Raw genomic sequence first — 17,642 nt, 5'->3', positions numbered from 1 at the left:
GATCATCCGAACGCCGCCTCGATCCGGCGGCGCCGGGCCTCCTCCTCGGCCCGCTGGGCGGCCAGGCCGAGCCCTCCCTGCAGCGCCTCCTGGGCGGTCTGGCCGACCGGGTCACCGGTGAGGCCGACGGCGCCGAGTGCGCCCTTGCCGATCATCTTGGTGCCCTTCTTCGCGAAGTAGGCCGCCGGGTCGATCGGCTGCTTCCAGGTCCAGGGCTTCTTCGGGTTGAGGTGGGGGCGGTCGGCCACCTCCTTGAGCTTCGTCAGCGCCTTCTCGATCTTCTTCAACGCACTGGCCAACTTCCGTACCAGCGAGGCGATCCGGGCCGAGGCGATACCCGCCTCGGCGGCGGCCGTCGCGGCTCCGGCGGCCATCGAGACCCCGGCGGTCACCAGGCTGAACGCCAGCGAGGCGGCGAGCGTGATGATCGCCCACTCGATCAGCTCGCGGATCACCGTCTCGACCAGGTCCTGGGCCAGCCGGCACTGGGCGGCGGCTTCGTCCAGGAGCGCGGCGGTGGCCTCCAGGTCGTCCGCCTCCTCCTCCAACGCCACCTCGTACTGAGCGAGTTCGGCCTGGAACGCGTCGGCCGCCGGGCCCTGCCAGTCGTGCCCGAGGCCCGCCCGGTCGCGGCGCTGGTCAGCCACCACCTCGCGCAGCACCCCGGCGTGCCGGCGCCACAGCTCGGCCGCCTCGGCCAGGCCCTCCGGGTCACCGGTGACGAACTCCAGCGGCTCGGCGAGCGGCTCGACCAGCGGGCGCATCAGCTCGTCCACCGCACCGCTCAGCGGGCTCAGCCAGTCGTTGACCTTCGTGTACGCGTCCACCGCGCCGGTCAGCGGCCCGCTCACGGGGCAAGCCCGGCAGCCACGGCGGTCAGCGCGTCGACCGTCTCCTGCTCGGCCCGCTCGTAGGAGCGGGCCACCTGCCCGGTGTGCTCGCCGATCTGCTCCATGGTGTCGGCGGCCGAGGTCAGGTTGTCCAGGGCGGCGTCGGTGCGCCGCTGGTACTCCTGGCCGATCTCCTGCGCCTCGGGCAGCTTGCCGAAGGCATCGGCGGGCAGCCGGTGCCCGCCGAGCTCCGCCCGCGACTGCCGCAGCCGCTCGGCCCGGTCGGCCGAGGTCCGGCCGTAGCGCCGCAGCGCCTCCGGATCGACCCGGTACTCCCCCGCCATGCATCCTCCCCTTGCCAATGGTCAGGTCATATGAAACCCATGACTTGGCAAAGAGTCAATTCGATTGCCAGTTCGCCGGATCGCCGCCTCGGCGAACGGCTCCGAAAACGCCACCGGGGCGCCGGATCACGAAGATCCGACGCCCCGGTGAATTCCAGGAGCTGACAGCGTCTCAGTCGGCCTTGCGGCGCTGGCGCCCGGTGCCGTAGTTGGAACCGCTGCGCGAGCCCGAGCCCGGCTTGGCACCACCCGCGGACTTGCCGATGAAGCCGGCGGCCGTCCGGCGGCCACCGCCCTCGCCGCTGCCGCCGCCGATCCGCTGCTTGGGGCGGGGGCGGCGCGGGTTGCCGTTCATGTCCACGTCGGTGGGCAGGCCCGAGCGCTTGGCCGGGCGGCGGCGCTTGGGCGCCCCCTCGGCGGCGGCCGGCGCCGGCGGGGCCGGCGGCAGGGCGATGGTCACGGCGACGCCCGAGGGCGTACGGGCGCCGGTGATCCGGGACAGCTCGGCGTCGCCCGGGCGGATCTTGGTGGTGGTCGGGCGGATGCCCGCCACCGTCATCAGGCGGCTGACCTCACGGCGCTGCTCCGGCAGCACCAGGGTGACCACGGTGCCCGACTCCCCGGCGCGGGCCGTGCGGCCGCCGCGGTGCAGGTAGTCCTTGTGGTCGATCGGCGGGTCCACGTTGACGACCATGTCCAGGCCGTCGATGTGGATGCCGCGGGCCGCGACGTTCGTGGCGATCAGCGCGGTGACCTGCCCGTCGCGGAACTGGTCGAGCACCCGGTTGCGCTGCGGCTGCGACTTGCCGCCGTGCAGCGCCGCCGCGCGTACGCCCGCGGCCAGCAGCTGCTTGGCCAGGCGGTCGGCGCCGTGCTTGGTGTGCACGAACATGATCAGGCGCCCGTCACGGGAGGCGATGTGCGCCGTGGCCGAAGCCTTGTCGGCCGGGTCGAGCTGGAGCACGTGGTGGTCCATGGTGGTCACCGCACCGGCCGACGGGTCCACCGAGTGGGTGACCGGGTCGGTCAGGAAGCGCCGCACCAGGCGGTCCACGTTCTTGTCCAGGGTGGCGGAGAACAGCATCCGCTGCCCGCCCTCGGCGACCTGCTCGAGCAGCTTGGTGACCTGCGGCAGGAAGCCCATGTCGGCCATCTGGTCGGCCTCGTCCAGGACGGTGATCTGCACCTGGTCCAGGTGCACGTCGCCCCGGCCGATCAGGTCGTCCAGCCGGCCCGGGGTGGCCACCAGCACCTCGGCGCCGCGGCGCACGGCGTTGGCCTGCCGGGTGATCGACATACCGCCGACCACGGTGGCGATCCGCAGGTTCACGGCGGTCGCGTACGGGGTCAGCGCCTCGGTGACCTGCTGGGCCAGCTCGCGGGTCGGCACCAGGACGAGCGCCAGCGGGCGCCGCGCGTCGGCGCGCTTGCCGGCCGTGCGGGTGAGCACCGAGAGGCCGAAGGCCAGCGTCTTGCCCGAGCCGGTCCGGCCACGGCCGAGCACGTCGCGTCCGGCGATCGAGTCCGGCAGGGTGGCCGACTGGATCGGGAACGGCTCGGTGACGCCCTCGCGGGTCAGCGCGGAGAGCAGGCCCTTGGGCATCTCCAGCTCGGCGAAGGTCGCGGCCGGCGGCCGGGGCGGGGTGCCCTCGACGACGGTGAAGTCCTCGGGCGCCTCGACGGCGCGCTCACGCGGGGAGCGGCCACGGGCGCCACCGGCGCTGCGCAGGCCGCCCTTGCTGGTGCCACTGCGGCGCTGGGCGTCACTGAAGCCGCCGTTGCTGCTCGCGGCACCGGAGCGGGCGCGGCCACGGCCACCCTGGCTGCTGCCTGCCTGGCCTCCGCCGGTGCGGCCACCGGCACTCTGGCCACGGCCTGCGGAACGGTCGCGCTGCGGGCGTGCCTGATCTGACATGCAGAAATCTCTTTCCTGATCGGCCGACGGCCACCGGACTGCGGTGGCGATGGACCAAGGGAGCCCCGAGCGGTGGCTGGGGGCGGGGTCGGCCGACAGGAGGAGGTGCCGCCTCGGCCGTGCGGCGGCATGGGCGAGGGCCCGCACCGTGCGGTACGGGCCCTCGCTACGCGACGTGAGTCAGCTGGGAAGCTGGACTCAGATGACGCGGATGTTCTCGGCCTGCGGGCCCTTCTGGCCCTGGGTGACGTCGAACTCGACGTGCTGGCCCTCAACGAGCTCACGGAAGCCCTGAGCGTTGATGTTCGAGTAGTGGGCGAAGACGTCCGGGCCGCCACCCTCCTGCTCGATGAAGCCGAAGCCCTTTTCGCTGTTGAACCACTTCACGACGCCGGTAGCCATAACCGTCTCCTTCTCAGGGGCATGGTGCCCACACCTCGTGGACCCCAAGTAGCCGCGATCCCCATCCGGAGACAAAACACCGGACAAAACAAATGCGCCTGTTGGTTGGTACCAGCAGGCGCACACGTACGTTCATGGGAACCAAAACTGCAACTGACTCGACTGTAGCACGGCGGCGCCGCCAGTGATCGGAAAAGTTTCACTCACCACATCTGGCCCGGGCCGGTTTACCGGAGCGCCGAAGGGGGCACACGGCGAATTCACCGTGTGCCCCCGTTCGGGTCAGCCTGCGTCAGCCGCGGCCGGCCGGCTCCAGCCGGTCGTCCTGGACGGCCTTCGGTGCGGGCACCCCGTCGTGACCGGCGACGTCACCGTGGCCGGGCCACCAGGCGGCGCGGCCGAGCAGCGCGGTGAGCGCCGGGGTGAAGAAGAGCGACATCACGAAGGCCGAGACGGCGATGCCGAAGGCCACCGAGAAGCCGATCTCGCTGAACAGCGAGTTGCCGGCCAGGAGCATGGTGCCGAAGGTCGCGGCCAGGATGGAGCCCGCCGCCGCGACGGTCGGACCGCCGTGCCGGACGGCCAGGCTGGCCGCCTCGCGCGGGCTGCGGCCCTCGGCCGCCTCCTCGCGGAGCCGGGCGATCATCAGGATGTTGTAGTCGGTGCCGATCGCCACCACGAAGAGGTAGATGAACATCGGCAGCATGAACATCAGACCGGCCTCGTGCTGCACGTGCTGGAACAGCAGGCTGGTCGCACCCACGGTGGCGCCGAAGCCGAGGCCGACGGCCGCCATCAGGTACCAGGGGGCGACGACGCTGCGCAGCAGCAGGCCGAGGATGACCATGATCAGCAGGGCCGCGATCGGGAAGACCACCGAGTAGTCCCGGGCCATCGCGGTGTTGATGTCCTTGTAGATGGACGTGATGCCGCCGACGTACGCCTTGGTGCCCTCGGGCGCCGAGCCGTGCGCGACCTTGCGCAGACCGTCGATGGTGTCGATGGCCGCGTTGGTGGCCGGGGCGTCCTTGAGCATCACGGTGATGTCGGCCGTGGTGCCGTCGGCGCTCATGGTCGGCTTGGGCGCGACCTGGGCGACGCCGTCCACCTTGCCCAGCTCGGCGATGTACCCGCTCAGGGCCGCCGGGTCGAGCTTGGCACCGTCCTGCGTGGTGGCGACGTAGACGTGGCTCGGGTCGGCCGCACCCGCCGAGAAGGCGTCCATCAGGGTGTTCTGGACGACCATCGACTCCTTGGTCTTCGGCATCGAGCCGGAGGCCAGGTCGAAAGTGCCCTGGTAGCCGAGCGCACCCAGCGAGAAGACCACCAGCAGCCCGCCGGAGACGAGCGCGACCAGCGCCGGCTTGCGCTCCACGGCGCGGCCGAGCGCGGCGAACCGGGCGTTCTTCGGCTCGCGCTGCCAGGCCTTGGACGGCCAGAACAGCACCTTCTCGGGGATCAGGGAGAGGATCGCGGGCACCAGCGTGACCGAGGCGATCGCGGTGACGCCGACGGCGATGGCCAGCGAGGGGCCGAGCGCCTTGAACATGCCGAGGCTGGAGAGGATCAGCACGCTGAAGGCCACGATGACGGCACCGGCGGCGGAGGTGATCGCCTCGCCGACCCGGCCGACGGCGTTGACCACCGCGGTCTTACGGTCGTCACCGGCGCGCAGCCGCTCGCGGTAGCGGAACATCAGGAAGAGGAAGTAGTCGGTGCCGACACCGAACAGCACGATGATCAGGATCGCCGAGACCGAGTTGTCGGCCTTGAGGCCGAAGGCCTTGGAGGCGTCCGCGATCAGGCCGTTGGCCACCATCGAGTAGACGAAGATCGAGAGGATCGGCAGCAGCGCGATGATCGGGCTGCGGAAGATGATCCCGAGCGTCAGCAGGATGATGACGATGGTGCCGATGCCGATGAGCGCGTTGGCCAGCTTGGAGGAGTCCTGCTGGTCGAGGTTCTGCGCGACCTGGCCGCCGAGCTGGGCCTTGAGCGCAGTGCCCTGGGCCAGCTCCTTGGCACCCTCGCGCAGCGCCTTGGCGGTGTCGGCCGCCTCGGGCTTCTGCACGGAGCCCTTCTCCATGCCGATCATGGAGAGCGCGTACTTGCCGTCCTTGGAGATCGACTGCGGGCCGACCGGAAGGATCTTCTCGACCTTCGCGATGTGCTTGTCGGTCAGGCCCTGGACGACCTTGTTCATGTCGGCCTGGTCGGCGGCGGTCAGCTTGCCGCCGTCGGTGCGCTCGAACTCGAGGATCGCGGCGGGCGTGAAGCTGGCCGGGAAGGCCTTCTCCTGCACCATCGAGGCCTGGATCGACTCGTAGTGCCGGGGCAGGAAGCTGCTCTCGTCCGTCTGCGCGGTCAGCGTGGGCGCACTGCCGATGATGGCTATGGCGGCGACCACCCAGGCGATGATCACCCACCAGGCGCGCTTGACGACGAAGTGTCCGATTCGGTGGAACATGCTCGTTGTGCCTCCTGGGCATGGTTCACCGCGGCCCTGGGGGGACGGGAAAGCCGGGCTACGGCTGGACCGGGGCAGGGCTGTGCAGCCCCTTAGCCGGTCGGCAGGTAAGTAAGTGTGAGCATCCTATCCGGAACTTGCTTGCCGCCCGGCAAGCTACCCCCGCACCTCGGACACTCGAGCCCGCCGGGCCTTCCGGCCCGGCGGGGACGCCCCCGAAGACCCTTGACGGGCCCGGGACCATCCTGACCCGGGCACCGCGCTCGGCGCCTCGTACTCCGGGTGGAGACGCCTCCCCCTCAGGGTGGATCCGACCTCTCCTACGAGAAGGAGACGAGGTGGGACGGCATCGGGGAAAGCCCCTACGACCCCTATGAACCCGTACGACCCGTGCCCGAGCCGCCACGCCGCGCGCACCGAGCCACCGCACCGCGCCACCGCGCCGCGCCCGCTACGCCGCCGCCCCTGCGCCCGGACCGCTGCCATGATGCTGATCATGAGCAACGCGCACCCCACCCCGCCCCGGATCTTCGACGAGACCCGCGCCCGGGCCCTGCTGGCCGCGGCCTGCAGGGCTGCGGAGCTGCCCGAGCCCGCCGGGGCCCGGCTGCTCGCGCTCGGGGAGAACGCCGTGCTCGACCTGGGCGATCCGGCCGTGGTGGTCAAGATCGGCCGGGGGCCGGAGGTCGCCGGGCGGGCCGGGCGGGAGCTCGCGGTGGCGCACTGGCTGGCCGGGCAGGGCGTACCGGCCCCTCGACCGTACCGACCGGAGCCCCGCACCGTCGAGGGGCACCCCGTCACCTTCTGGCACCGGCTGCCCGTGGCCGTCCGCCCCGCGAAGTCCGCCGACCTGGCGCCCCTCCTGCGGGCCCTGCACCGGCTGCCGGCGCCGCCGTTCGCGCTCGGCCGCCGCGACCTGCTCGCCCCGGTCGACCGCTGGCTGGCGAGCGCCGAGGGCCACCTCGACCCGGCCGACACCGCCTTCCTGCGCGCCCGCCGCACCGAGTACGCCGCCGCGCTGGCCGAGCTCACCCCGGCCCTGCCGCCCGGCGTGATCCACGGCGACGCTCTGCCGCGCAACGTGCACCTCGGCCCCGACGGGCCCGTCCTGCTGGACCTCGAGACCGTCGCCGACGACCTGCGCGAGCACGACCTGGTCGTCCTCGCCCTCAGCCAGGACCGCTACGGCGTACCCGCCGAGGAGTACGCGGCCTTCACGGCGGCGTACGGGTGGGACGTGCGCGAGTGGCCCGGCTTCGCCGTGCTGCGCGGGGCCCGGGAGACGGCCAGCGCCTGCTGGGTCGCCCAGCAGGCGCCGGGCAACCCGGCGGCCGGAGCGGAGTTCGCCCGCCGGGTCGGCTCGCTGCGCGAGGGCGCCACCGAAGTCCGCTGGTACCCGTTCTGACCCGGCGAGTGGTGTGGATCTCCTTGCCCGGGTGGGGCGTTCTCCGCAACCCTTGGCAGTGGCCGGGGCCCGTACTGCTGTACGGAACCGGCGCCCCGACGGCCGCGTCTCACCCAGCAGAAGACCGGTCGGCCCCATACCGTCAGGAGCAGCAGCGATGCCGATACGCCCCCACCGATCCCCGCTGGGCCGAGCCGTGCTGGGCGGGTTGGCCGCGGTGCTCGCGCCCGCACTGGTGGTGGGCTGCGGGGCGGCCCAGGGATCGGTGCTCGCCTCCTCCTCCCCCAGCTCGCCGAGCGCCTCCAGCAGTTCGAGCTCCCCGAGCTCCGCCGCCGCCTCCTCCTCCGCCGCCGTCCCGGACCAGGACGCCGCCTCCCCGAGCGGCACCCCCTCGCACCGGCCGTCGCCCTCCGCCGACCACTCGGCCGCGCGCCCCACCACGCCCTCCGCCCCGAGCTCCCCCGCCGGGGCGTCGCAGACCCCGTCCCAGACCCCGCCCCAGGGCCCGCCGCCCGGTGTACCCACCTCGGTGGTGCACTCCACCGCCTCCGGCGGCCGCACCGTGGCGCTCACCTTCGACGACGGCCCCGGCCCGGCCACCGGACAGGTCCTCGACCTGCTCGCCCAGTACGGCGTGCACGCCACCTTCTGCGAGATCGGCACCCAGGCGAGCGCCAACCCCGCCCTGGTGCAGCGCATCCTGGCCGGCGGCCACCGCCTCTGCGACCACACCGTGCACCACCCGCAGCCGCTGCACACCCTGCCGCACGACAAGCAGACGTACGAGATCGACGCTGCCAAGGACATGATCGTCCAGGCGGGCGGGCCGGGCACCAAGGTCACCTGGTTCCGCGCCCCCGGCGGGGACTTCAGCACCGAGAGCGACCTGATCTCCGCTCAGGACGGCATGCGGCCGCTCGGCTGGACCGTCGACCCGCGCGACTGGTCCCGCCCCGGCGTGCCCGCCATCGTCACGGCCGTCCAGCACCAACTCCACCCCGGCGGCGTGGTCCTGATGCACGACGGCGGCGGCGACCGCTCGCAGACCGTGGCCGCCCTGAAGCAGCTCCTCCCCTGGCTCGTCGCCCAGGGCTACACCTTCGACTTCCCCGCTGCCTGATCCAGTCCCGTCAGTGGATGTGGTCCCGCCAGTCGAGCGGGACCCGCCCGCGCGGGCCGGGCGTCGGCTGCTCCTCCGGGTGGTGCTGAGGCTCCGCCAGCTCCGGCCCCTCGCCGTACATCTCCTCGGTGCGGTAGTCCCAGTACCAGTCCTCGCCCGGCTCGTAGCTACGGATGAACGGGTGCCCCGTCTCGGCGAAGTGCCGGGAGGCGTGCTGCGCCGGCGAGGTGTCACAGCAGCCGACGTGCCCGCACTGGGCGCAACGGCGCAGATGCACCCACCAGCCCTGCACCGCCTCGCACTCCGCACAGCCCGGCCCGCTGGGCGGCACGGCCGGATCGATCCCCTCGATGGCCTGTGACATCGGCTTCCTCCCTGACCGTCGGCACCGGCTTGCATGCTGCCACGGCCTCTCGCCGGCGCCCGGGTGCCGCGCCATGCCGGACACGGTTCGGTTTCGGCCATCACCGACTGTTTCAAGCCAGTTCCCGCCGGGCTAGACTCCCGCACGCTCGTACGAGCACACTCCCCGGAGTCCCCCCGAACCACCACAGCGTGTCGGCAGCGCGGCTTCCCGCAAGCTCACCGCCACGCCGCCGAAGGACGATCATGCCCAAGCCCTCGCCGGTCACGCCGCTCAAGCAGCCCCGCAAGAACATCCTCGACGGGCTCGCCCCCTGGCAGATGCTCCTCGCCCTGCTCCCGCTGGCCCTCCTCTTCATCGGCGGAGCGATCGGCGGCGTCTTCGGCGCCCTCGGCCTGCTCGCCAACGTCAAGGTCGCCAAGGCCCCCTTCGCCACCCCCCTCAAGGCCACCCTCATGGCGGGCGTCGTCCTGACCACCGCCGTCGTCTACCTCGCCGTCGCCGCAGTCGTGGCCACCCTCCTCAAGGGCTGAGCCCAGACAGCCAACAGCCCCTGGGCTGCAGCCGGCTCGAGAAGCGGATTCCGATCCGACAAAGACCGCGGGGCCCCGTCAGGCACTATGCCGACGGGGCCCCGCGGTTCACTTCTCCACAATGCAAGACCTACGGAACTTCTCGGCCCAGGACTCGAACCGCCGGCGGTCGCATATCGGGATCGTTGAAGGGTTCCACCGCGAAGCCGGACTCCCGAAGGATGCCGACCATCGCATCGCGCATGAATCCGGAAAAAGCTTCGGAAAGTCGAACTGCGGGATCCGTGGTCCGACCTGCCAGGGCAGACTCCATAACGGCTTCGGAGAGCTTGGGATCCGGCCTCCAGTTCACATAGACGCCACCCGCCTCGTCAGCAGCCCCGTCGACCTCGACCTCGGCACCGGCCGGCCTGCCCGCGCCGTCCGATGCGACACGGGACGGCACGCCGGCCAGGCCAAGCGCCTCGCACACCTGCGCTGCCAGCTGGCGACGCTGATCAATTACCTCATCAGAAGCCCGAAGAAAGTCAAACACTCGGCATCCCCAAACATCTAGACCGGACGACAACACGGGGCCGCGCACGGCCGCCCGCCCGCGGCCCCGTGTCAGTTCATTGTTCTAGTAGCCGCGAACTCTCTGGATAAGAGCCCAGAGCAGGTCACCGGACCCGGGGCCATGCGGCACCGAGTATGTCACAGGCGTACCAGGGGTCAGGTGCTCATTCAGCATGGGCTGGCACACGTCACACGGAGACCGCTCACTGTAGAGCTCCGTGATGTGAGAGGGATTGAATCCCTTGGCCGCAAGTTGATCAAAGATATGATTCTCGGAATGATATCCGTCACCCTTGCTGAAGCCGACCACCAGGTCGCCCGTCCTCGGACTGTTCCATCCGGGGACGCGAGCAACAGCGACGTTTCGCCCAGTGCTGATGCCCGCCGCCGTGCGTGCCTTGTACGCCATGTTGCCCAGCTCCGTGCTGTTGTACGGGATCTGAGTCGGGCAGCCGTTGTGGACGAGTACCGGTGTGGCCCCCGCCAGCACGTAGTACGTGTGGAGCTGGTCAACGGTGAGGTTGTACGCACTCTGCGGGGCGGTCGTGTAGTTGTGGACCGACCCGACAGTGACCGTGCTGCCGTCGGGCAGACGGAGCTGGTCACCGGCCTTCAGGTCTGCGGCATCCACCCAACGGTGGGACTTGACCTCCCAGAACGGGTGGTGCTGGGTGACCGTCAGATAGCCGGGCGTCGCATGCTCGTCAGATCCCGGCGATGACCCCGCCGAGACGTCGGCGAGCGTGAGGTTGGTGAACTCCTCGTCATGGTGGCCGACGACGGTCGCAACGATCTGCTTCGCGGCAGTTGCACCGGTCTGCGGGTCGGTGGCCGTGACCTCGTCGTTGGTGGTCAGCTGGTCGATGGCCTTGGTCGTGCCATCTGCGAGCAGGACGAGCGTGCCGGCCGGGAAGCTGTTGCATCCACCACCGGCAACCAGCGCCGCCTCAGGGGCGACCATGTCCATGACCGCCTGGCTGGCGCCCTGGACAGCTCCGTTGACCTCGGCGGCCAACTGCCCCTTTGCGGAGTGGTCGGCGTTCCCGTCGAGCATGTTGTTCAGACCGGAGCTGACCGCACCGACCGCGGCACCACAACCGGCCACCGCCGCTACGGCACTGGCGCCGCCGGTCTCGATCGCACCGGCCGCCCCGCCCCCGTAACACATCAGACCGGTACCGAACGCGGCGGCCGAGACGATGACCTCACGCACGACCGGGTGGTCGGTGGTGAAGTTCTGCGTCCGCTTGAGTCCGTTGCTGGTGTGGCAGCTGAGACCGTCCCATGAGGTCCAGTCCCCGCACTTCTTGGTGCCACGGGAGTTGCCGGTGTTGGCCTTGCCGGTGTTTCCGCCGGAGCCGGCACCGTTGGTGGTGGTGGTCGCCGGCGGGAGGCACGGGGGCGCGTAGTTGATGCCCGCGCACCCGGTGGAGTCGCCACCGCCGCCACCACCGCCGCCGCCACCGCTGTTGCAGGAGCGGGCGAACGGGCTGCAGGCCGCATCGCGGTTGGCTGCCGCCGAGTCGCCGCCGCTGCTGTCGGCGACCGGGTAGGTGCCGGCCGGGTCGCTGCTGTTGATCGGGTTGTTGTCGCTGTAGGCGTAGCCGTTCCACTGCTGCGGGTCGCCCTCGACGAGCAGTGGATCGGGGTTGAGGAAGCGGCCGTGGGCGGGGTCGTACTCGCGGGCACCGAGGTTGGTCAGCCCGGTGGCGTCGTCCTTGGTGCCGCCGACGAAGCCCTTGTCACCCGACCAGCTCCCGGCCGCGGGCTGGGTGCCGCGCGGGTTGCCGAACGGGTCGGTGGCCCGGCGGGTCACCGTCTGCGCGGCGTCGGTGCCGATCTGCACACCGTTGGTGCCGTGCGGGTCGGCGCACTGGTAGACCAGGCTGCCGCCGCCGGTGGCGGTGGTGACCCGGGTGATGGAGATGCCGCCCGGCGAACCGTAGTAGCGGACATCGGTCATCGAGCCGTTCGGCACCGAGGTGTCGAGGGTGAGCTCGTCCGCGCCGAGGTTGAGCGTGGTCTTGCCCGGGTCCTTGCGCAGCAGCTGGTTGCCGTCCGCGTCGTACAGGTACGACGTGCCCGGGGTCTGGCCGCTCTTGGTGACGGAGTCGAGCCTGTCCTCGCCGTTCCAGGCGAGAGTGACGGTACCGGTGGTGTCGGTGACCTTGGTGGTGTTGCCCAGCTGGTCGTACTGGTAGCTGGTGACCGCGGTGCCGGAGGCCGACTTGGTGGAGGTCGACATCAGTGCGTGCGGGCCGCCGGTGCCGCCACCCGTGTTCGGCAGGTTGGTCGTGGTGTTGACCGTGCCCGCCGGGTTGAAGGTCTGGGTGGTGGTGCTGTCGTTGGCGGTGTTGCCGGTGACGTCGTGCTGCACCAGCGAGGTCCGGTTGCCGGTGGCGTCGTAGCCGTAGGACTGCCAGTACGGTGCCGGGCCGCCGACGCTCGGCGGGACGGCAGTCGTCGGACCGTTCGCGTTGTTGCAGCCGCCGATGCCCGGGACGGACGGGGCCGACCGGGTGGAGGTGCCCGCGGTGTCGGTCCAGGCGGTCGTGACCCGGCCGAGGTAGTCGTAGGTGAAGCACTGCAGGTCGGTCGCCGAGGCGTTCTGCAGGTCCTTCACCGAGGTGATCTGACCGGCCGGGTTGTAGGTGTAGCTGGTCTGGTCGAGCGAGGTGGTGCCGGTCTGGCGGTCCAGGAACGAGTTGGTGACCCGCCCGGTGGCCCAGTCGTACTGCTGGGTCGAGACGACCTGCGTGCCGTAGTCACCCACGGTCGTGCGGGTCGGGCGGCCCACGGCGTCGTACTGGACGTCCGTGACCAGGGTGCTGTTGCCACCCGAGGCCATCAGCAGGCCGGTGGTGGAGTAGAGGTAGTCGACCTCCTCCGCGGGCAGACCGCCCACGGCCGGCAGGTTGGTGTGGTCCAGCGAACCGAGCACCGGCGTGTAGACGTTGCTCGTGGTGTAGGTGTTGGCGAGAGCGCCCTCACCGCCGGTACCACCGGGGATGACCACGCTGGTGCCCAGCACCCGGTACATCGCGTCGTACCCGGTCACCGACTGGGTGTACGCCTTGCCACTCGCACCGCCCACGTAGCGGGTCGAGGAGGCCAGCTGACCCTTGCCGCTCGCCACCGAGTCGTACGTCCAGCCCGCGAGCTGGTTCGCCGTGGAGACGCTCCCGGTGTACAGACCCGTCTTGCGGCCCAGCACGTCGTACGAGTACGCCAGCGTGTTGTTCTTGGCGTCCGTGGTCGTCGCGACCCGCGAGTCCACGTCGTACGTGGTGCTGCTGATGCCCGAGTCCGGGTCGGTCACCGAGGTCTGACGGTCCCGCAGGTCGTAGGTGTACGACCACGTGTTGCCCGAGGAGTCCTTGCGGGTCGCCGGCTTCCCGGTGGCCGTGTATCCGTACGTGGTGATGTCCGCGTCAGCGGCGACACCGGTCGGGGTGCTGCCGTGGTACTGCCACCGCTGGGTGGTGCGGCCACGGGCGTCGGTGAAGGTGGTGGTCGGCGCGCCGCCCTGCGGCGGGGTGGCGTCGACCCGGTCCGCGCCCGGGTAGGCGGTGGTGGAGACCCACTGCTGCTGGGCGTAGGACATGAACGCGTCCGTCACCTTGCGGCCCATGCCGTCGTAGGTGATCCAGTCCTGCGCGGGGACCTGCGAGTCCTGCGGACCGTAGATCGTCCCGTTCGGCTGGTTCGCGGCGTCGTAGTACGGCGCGGCGGTCTTGATCACCCAGCCGTGCGAGTCGTACACCTGGTCGGTGACCAGACGCCCGGCGCCGCCGGTCGCGGGGGTGGTCTGCGTCTGGCGCAGACGGCCCAGACCGTCGTAGAGCTCGTTCTTGGTCTGGTACGAGCCGTCCTCGTTGATGGCCTGGGAAGTCACCGTCGAGGGGCCGGTCACGCCGTTGACCGCGTACGAGAACTTGTAGTTCGCGCTCAGGTTGGTCGCGCGGTCCGGCTGCCACACCGCGGTCAGCCGCCCGAGGGCGTCGTACTGCTTGGTCGTGAAGCGCCCGTTCGGGTCGGTCGAGACCAGCGGCAGGTTACGACCGGGGTCGAAGGTCTGCGTGGTGGTCCAGGTCGCGCCCATCGGGCCGGTGATCGTGGACTTGGTGGGCAGGGCACCGGTTACCGGGGTGAACACCGTGGTGGTGGCCGCACCGTCCGGGCCCGCGATCGTGGTCGGACGGCCGTAGACGTCGAACGACTCGGTGGTCAGCAGCGTGAAGTGCGCGTTGCCGCTGCCGTCGTACGAGTCGATCGCCTGAGTGCTCGTCACATCGGCCGTCGCACCGGCCTGACCGAACGCCTTGCCGTCGTAGAACGTCAGGTTGTCCTTGACGGTGTTGGTCGCGTTCGGCGTGGTGCCGCAGGCACCGACGACCGACCGGTCCTCCGAGACCAGCGTGAGCATCAGCGGGTTGGTGCTGGTCGCGTAGCTGGTCGTGTCGCAGGTCTCCGGGGTGGCGGCGGTGCCGTCGCCCTTGTCGTCCACCTGGATCGGACGGTTCGCGTGGGCCGAGTCGGAGGTCGCCACGGAGGTGACGGTCCGCCACGTCCCGTTCGACAGCTTCGACCAGGCCGTCGTCGTGGTACTGGTGCTCCCGTAGCGGGCCACCAGGTCCGGCATGCTGTTCTGCTGGTGGTGCGTGGCCGTCACCACGTCGCTCGACCCGACCGTGGAGGACGCGCTCTGCACGCTTCCGCCCGCCTGGTCGTAGGTCTGGCCGCCGAGCGAGGTGCCCGAGCGCCACGGGTCGTCGGTGACGGTGACCGCGCTCGCGCCCGGGTACGGGGTGAAGGAGACGGAGACGCTGCGCGTGCTGCCGTTGGCGAGGACGTCGCCGTTCATGCCGCGCAGGAAGGTGTTGACCTGCTGGGTCTTGGGGGCCTCGCCGGTGAAGGCGCTACCGGTGGTCGTGGTGACCGTCTGGTAGCCCCGGAAGTCGTCCCAGGTACGCACCTTGGGGTCGGTGAACTCACCGTCGTTGCGGTGCCACGCGGCCCCGCCGCCGTACGTGTAGTTGGTCGCCTTGACCAGCGTGGAACCCGTGACGGCGTCCTGCTCGGTGACCGAGGTGACCAGGTACTTGTTGAACCAGTCGTTCACCGGGTCCGGCGACGACGAGCCCGGCAGGTACCAGTGCACCGGCATGCAGGCCATCGAGTTGCCGTCCTCCGAGGACGGCATGTGGTTGTTGACCCGCGAACACTCCGGGTCCGCGTAGTTCACATTGATCTTGCCACCGGTCTCGGTGGTGATCTGCTGGATGCGCGGGCGGTTGAACGCCGGCTCGGCCGGCACCATCCCGTCCACGCGGTTCGCCAGCTCACGCGCCGTGAAGGAGACCGCCGGAAGCGCGATCGCCGGCTGACCGTTGGTGGCCGTGCGCACGATCGAGGACAGCCACAGCGAGGGCTTCGTCCCGTCACCCGGATCCGGGAAACTGTGGTTCAGCGCCCACGAGTCGACCGTGGTGTAGGCCGAGCCGACCAGCACCTGGGTGCTGATCTGCGACAGCATCAGCGGCGACCAGAACGACGGCGAGTAGTTGGTGCAGGTACCCGTCGAGGCACAGGCCTGGTCCAGCGGGGTGTCCGGCCAGTTCGACTGGTTCGCCACCACACGCTGCGCGGTGGTGCAGGTCACCGAACCCGAGGCGGTGCAGCGCTCGACCGTGGAGAAGAGGACCTTGGCGGCCGGCTTCACGGTGCCGTTCGCCGCGACCTGCTCCGGCAGACGCTGACCGTAGGCGATCTGCGTCACCTCGGCGGAACGCACGTACGGCGTCAGCGTGCCGCTGCCGCCGTTCTGCCCGCCGCCGCGCGAGTAGTAGTTCAGGTCCTGCTGGTAGGAGTAGGTGACCAGGTTCTGGTGCGGGTCCACGACGTAGTCGAGGTTCCACCGCCAGCCCTCCTGGCACCAGGATCCGTTACCCGTACCGGAGTTGTAGCAGTCGTCGCCGCTCTTCGGCGAGTACACCGGGGCGTACTCCACCGAGTTGGTCGCCGGGTCGCTGTGGTTGCCGCCCGGCAGGTGGTTCTGGCCGAAGTAGTACTGAACACCGTCGGACGTCGTCACGCGCCAGTACTCACCGCCCCGGGCCTCGTTGGCCGCACCGGTCAGCTGCTCGACCTTCGAACCGTCGTCACCCTGCAGGCGCCAGGTACCGCTCGTGTCGTCACGGACCAGTCGGCCGGAGTGGCCGGCCAGGCTGAGCGAGGCGTTCTGGCCGGACCAGCACTGGTCACCGGAGCCGGTGATGCCGTCCTTGTCGCAGGAGCGGTAGGAGCGCTCGATGAAGCCCGGCTGGTAGTCCCAGCCCTCACCGACCCAGGAGGCCTGCGAGTTCTGCGCGGACGTCTTCCCGTCCACGGTCGAGGAGTCGTACGCCAGCCCGACCGACGCACCGGGCCCGCCCAGGGCCGGCGGGGTCTGGACCGGGTACGAGTAGGTGAAGTTACCCACGTTCGCGCCGGCGCCCCAGGCCATCGAGGGCGACAGCGGCGAGGCCGAGTAGCCACCCATCGGGCCACTCGAGGTGCTCGTCGCCGCCAGCACGGTCGCGGTCGAGGCGGTCGCCGCCTGGACGAACGACGCCTGCACCACGTGGCCGCCGCTCGCGTCCTGGAGCGAGCTCTTGACCGGAGCCGAAGCCGGAGCCGAAGCGCCGGCCAGGGACACCTGCGCGGTCAGCACACCCGTCTTCGGGTCCACGCTCGACGCCACCGGCGTCTGCTTCTGACACTCCGCCTGGTCCGGCGTGGTCAGCGCACAGGCCGGCAGCTCCACCAGCTTGGCACGGTCCGCCCAGCCGGCACCCTGAAGCGTCTTCAGGTCCAGCGCCACCTTCACGCTGCGCTTCGCGGACGACGTGTCAGCATCGGTCAGCGCCACGACCGGACCGGTGACACCGGCGGCCTTGCCCTTCTCCGCACCCGACACCTCGACCCGCACCGAACGCACCGAATCACGGTCGCCCTGCGCCACCTTCACCGGCAGCAGACCGGCCTGCACCGGAGCGGCGTCCGGCAGCGCCACCGTCGCGGCACCCGCCGCGACCGGCGCAGCCGGAGCGGAAGGCTTCCACTCGCCCGGCACCTGGTACTTCGGCGCCGGGAGCTTACCCGGCTTCACATCCTTGCCCTTGACCGACTTCTGACTGGTCAACGGCGTCTTCGGCGACCACACCTTGCCGTGCGGCCGGGCCGCGGCCCACGCCTCCACCGACGGCGCCACGAGCAACGTGGTCAGAACGGACAAGAAGGCTATGAGGGACACCCAAGGGTGTCTTCCTCTCAGCCATCTCGCGAGCGGCGTCTGGGTACGCCAAGCCCTCATGAGGTTCTCCAAATGGATTTGTCGACAGACAGTCAGCTGTCTCGGCGACTGCCGAGGGAGGACCCTAGCGCGGACCTGATGCGCTCCCTACAACGGGCCCATCCGGGCCGATCCACACAGATCGCTCACGCCTGATGAGCTGAGATATCGCCCATGTCGGTATAAGTCACAGCGGATTTGACTAGCCCTACACGAGGCTTCATCGTTCCCGTCGAACGTCCGCACGAGCGCGGACTTGCGCGCGGAGGACGAAAAGACCGTCATGTCCAGTTTCAGAACCTTGTCCGAGATGAGGAGACCGGGAGCGAGGAGCCGGCGCGCAGCGCGGTTCGTCGCCGTCGCGGTGACCAGTG

The 17,642-nt window shown here is 70.5% G+C and carries 11 protein-coding genes; 3 read left to right on the top strand and 8 right to left on the bottom strand.

The window, feature by feature from the left end; genetic code table 11:
• Positions 1–2: 2 nt before the first annotated feature.
• The 5 genes from ABT095_RS27460 to ABT095_RS27440 all read right to left on the bottom strand — a co-directional run bounded on the left by ABT095_RS27460 (position 3) and on the right by ABT095_RS27440 (position 5,958).
• Entirely contained in the window at positions 3–851 is an 849-nt protein-coding gene (locus ABT095_RS27460) for a WXG100 family type VII secretion target (protein ID WP_350532203.1), read from the bottom strand.
• The gene (locus tag ABT095_RS27455) at positions 848–1,174 is read right to left on the bottom strand and encodes a DUF2563 family protein (protein ID WP_350532202.1); all 327 of its coding nucleotides are present in this window, start codon (positions 1,172–1,174) and stop codon (positions 848–850) included. The genes ABT095_RS27460 and ABT095_RS27455 overlap by 4 nt, the downstream gene beginning before the upstream one ends.
• 172 nt (positions 1,175–1,346) lie before the next feature.
• Positions 1,347–3,089, bottom strand: coding sequence for a DEAD/DEAH box helicase (locus ABT095_RS27450; RefSeq protein WP_350532201.1), 1,743 nt, complete (start codon positions 3,087–3,089; stop codon positions 1,347–1,349).
• Positions 3,090–3,287: 198 nt separating this feature from the next.
• Positions 3,288–3,491, bottom strand: a complete 204-nt coding sequence (locus ABT095_RS27445; RefSeq protein ID WP_104815518.1) for a cold-shock protein — start codon at positions 3,489–3,491, stop codon at positions 3,288–3,290.
• A 292-nt stretch (positions 3,492–3,783) separates the two neighbouring features.
• Positions 3,784–5,958: an MMPL family transporter gene (locus ABT095_RS27440; RefSeq protein WP_350532200.1), complete on the bottom strand. Its 2,175-nt coding sequence runs from the start codon at positions 5,956–5,958 to the stop codon at positions 3,784–3,786.
• A 496-nt stretch (positions 5,959–6,454) separates the two neighbouring features.
• Between ABT095_RS27440 and ABT095_RS27435 the strand changes: the two genes are divergently transcribed.
• The gene (locus ABT095_RS27435) at positions 6,455–7,363 is read left to right on the top strand and encodes a phosphotransferase enzyme family protein (RefSeq protein ID WP_350532199.1); all 909 of its coding nucleotides are present in this window, start codon (positions 6,455–6,457) and stop codon (positions 7,361–7,363) included.
• Positions 7,364–7,520: 157 nt separating this feature from the next.
• Positions 7,521–8,483 (top strand): polysaccharide deacetylase family protein, encoded by a 963-nt coding sequence (locus ABT095_RS27430; RefSeq protein ID WP_350532198.1) that lies wholly within the window; start codon positions 7,521–7,523, stop codon positions 8,481–8,483.
• Positions 8,484–8,493: 10 nt separating this feature from the next.
• Here ABT095_RS27430 and ABT095_RS27425 read toward each other — a convergent pair whose 3' ends face one another.
• Positions 8,494–8,847 carry a UBP-type zinc finger domain-containing protein gene (locus ABT095_RS27425; RefSeq protein WP_350532197.1) on the bottom strand — a complete coding sequence of 118 codons (354 nt, stop codon included), beginning with the start codon at positions 8,845–8,847 and terminating at the stop codon, positions 8,494–8,496.
• 245 nt (positions 8,848–9,092) lie between these two features.
• On the opposite strand from ABT095_RS27425, the gene ABT095_RS27420 reads away from it, so the two are divergent.
• Entirely contained in the window at positions 9,093–9,380 is a 288-nt protein-coding gene (locus ABT095_RS27420) for a hypothetical protein (RefSeq protein WP_350532196.1), read from the top strand.
• Positions 9,381–9,510: 130 nt separating this feature from the next.
• On the opposite strand, the gene ABT095_RS27415 is transcribed toward ABT095_RS27420, so the two are convergent.
• The gene (locus tag ABT095_RS27415) at positions 9,511–9,915 is read right to left on the bottom strand and encodes a hypothetical protein (RefSeq protein ID WP_350532195.1); all 405 of its coding nucleotides are present in this window, start codon (positions 9,913–9,915) and stop codon (positions 9,511–9,513) included.
• Positions 9,916–9,999: 84 nt separating this feature from the next.
• Entirely contained in the window at positions 10,000–17,211 is a 7,212-nt protein-coding gene (locus tag ABT095_RS27410; RefSeq protein ID WP_350532194.1) for a polymorphic toxin-type HINT domain-containing protein, read from the bottom strand.
• Positions 17,212–17,642: the final 431 nt, after the last annotated feature.

The sequence above is a fragment of the Kitasatospora sp. NPDC002227 genome, from assembly GCF_040296285.1.
Classification (GTDB): domain Bacteria; phylum Actinomycetota; class Actinomycetes; order Streptomycetales; family Streptomycetaceae; genus Kitasatospora.
Note: the sequence above shows the minus strand (reverse complement) of the source record. Positions and strands in the feature narration are given on the sequence as shown.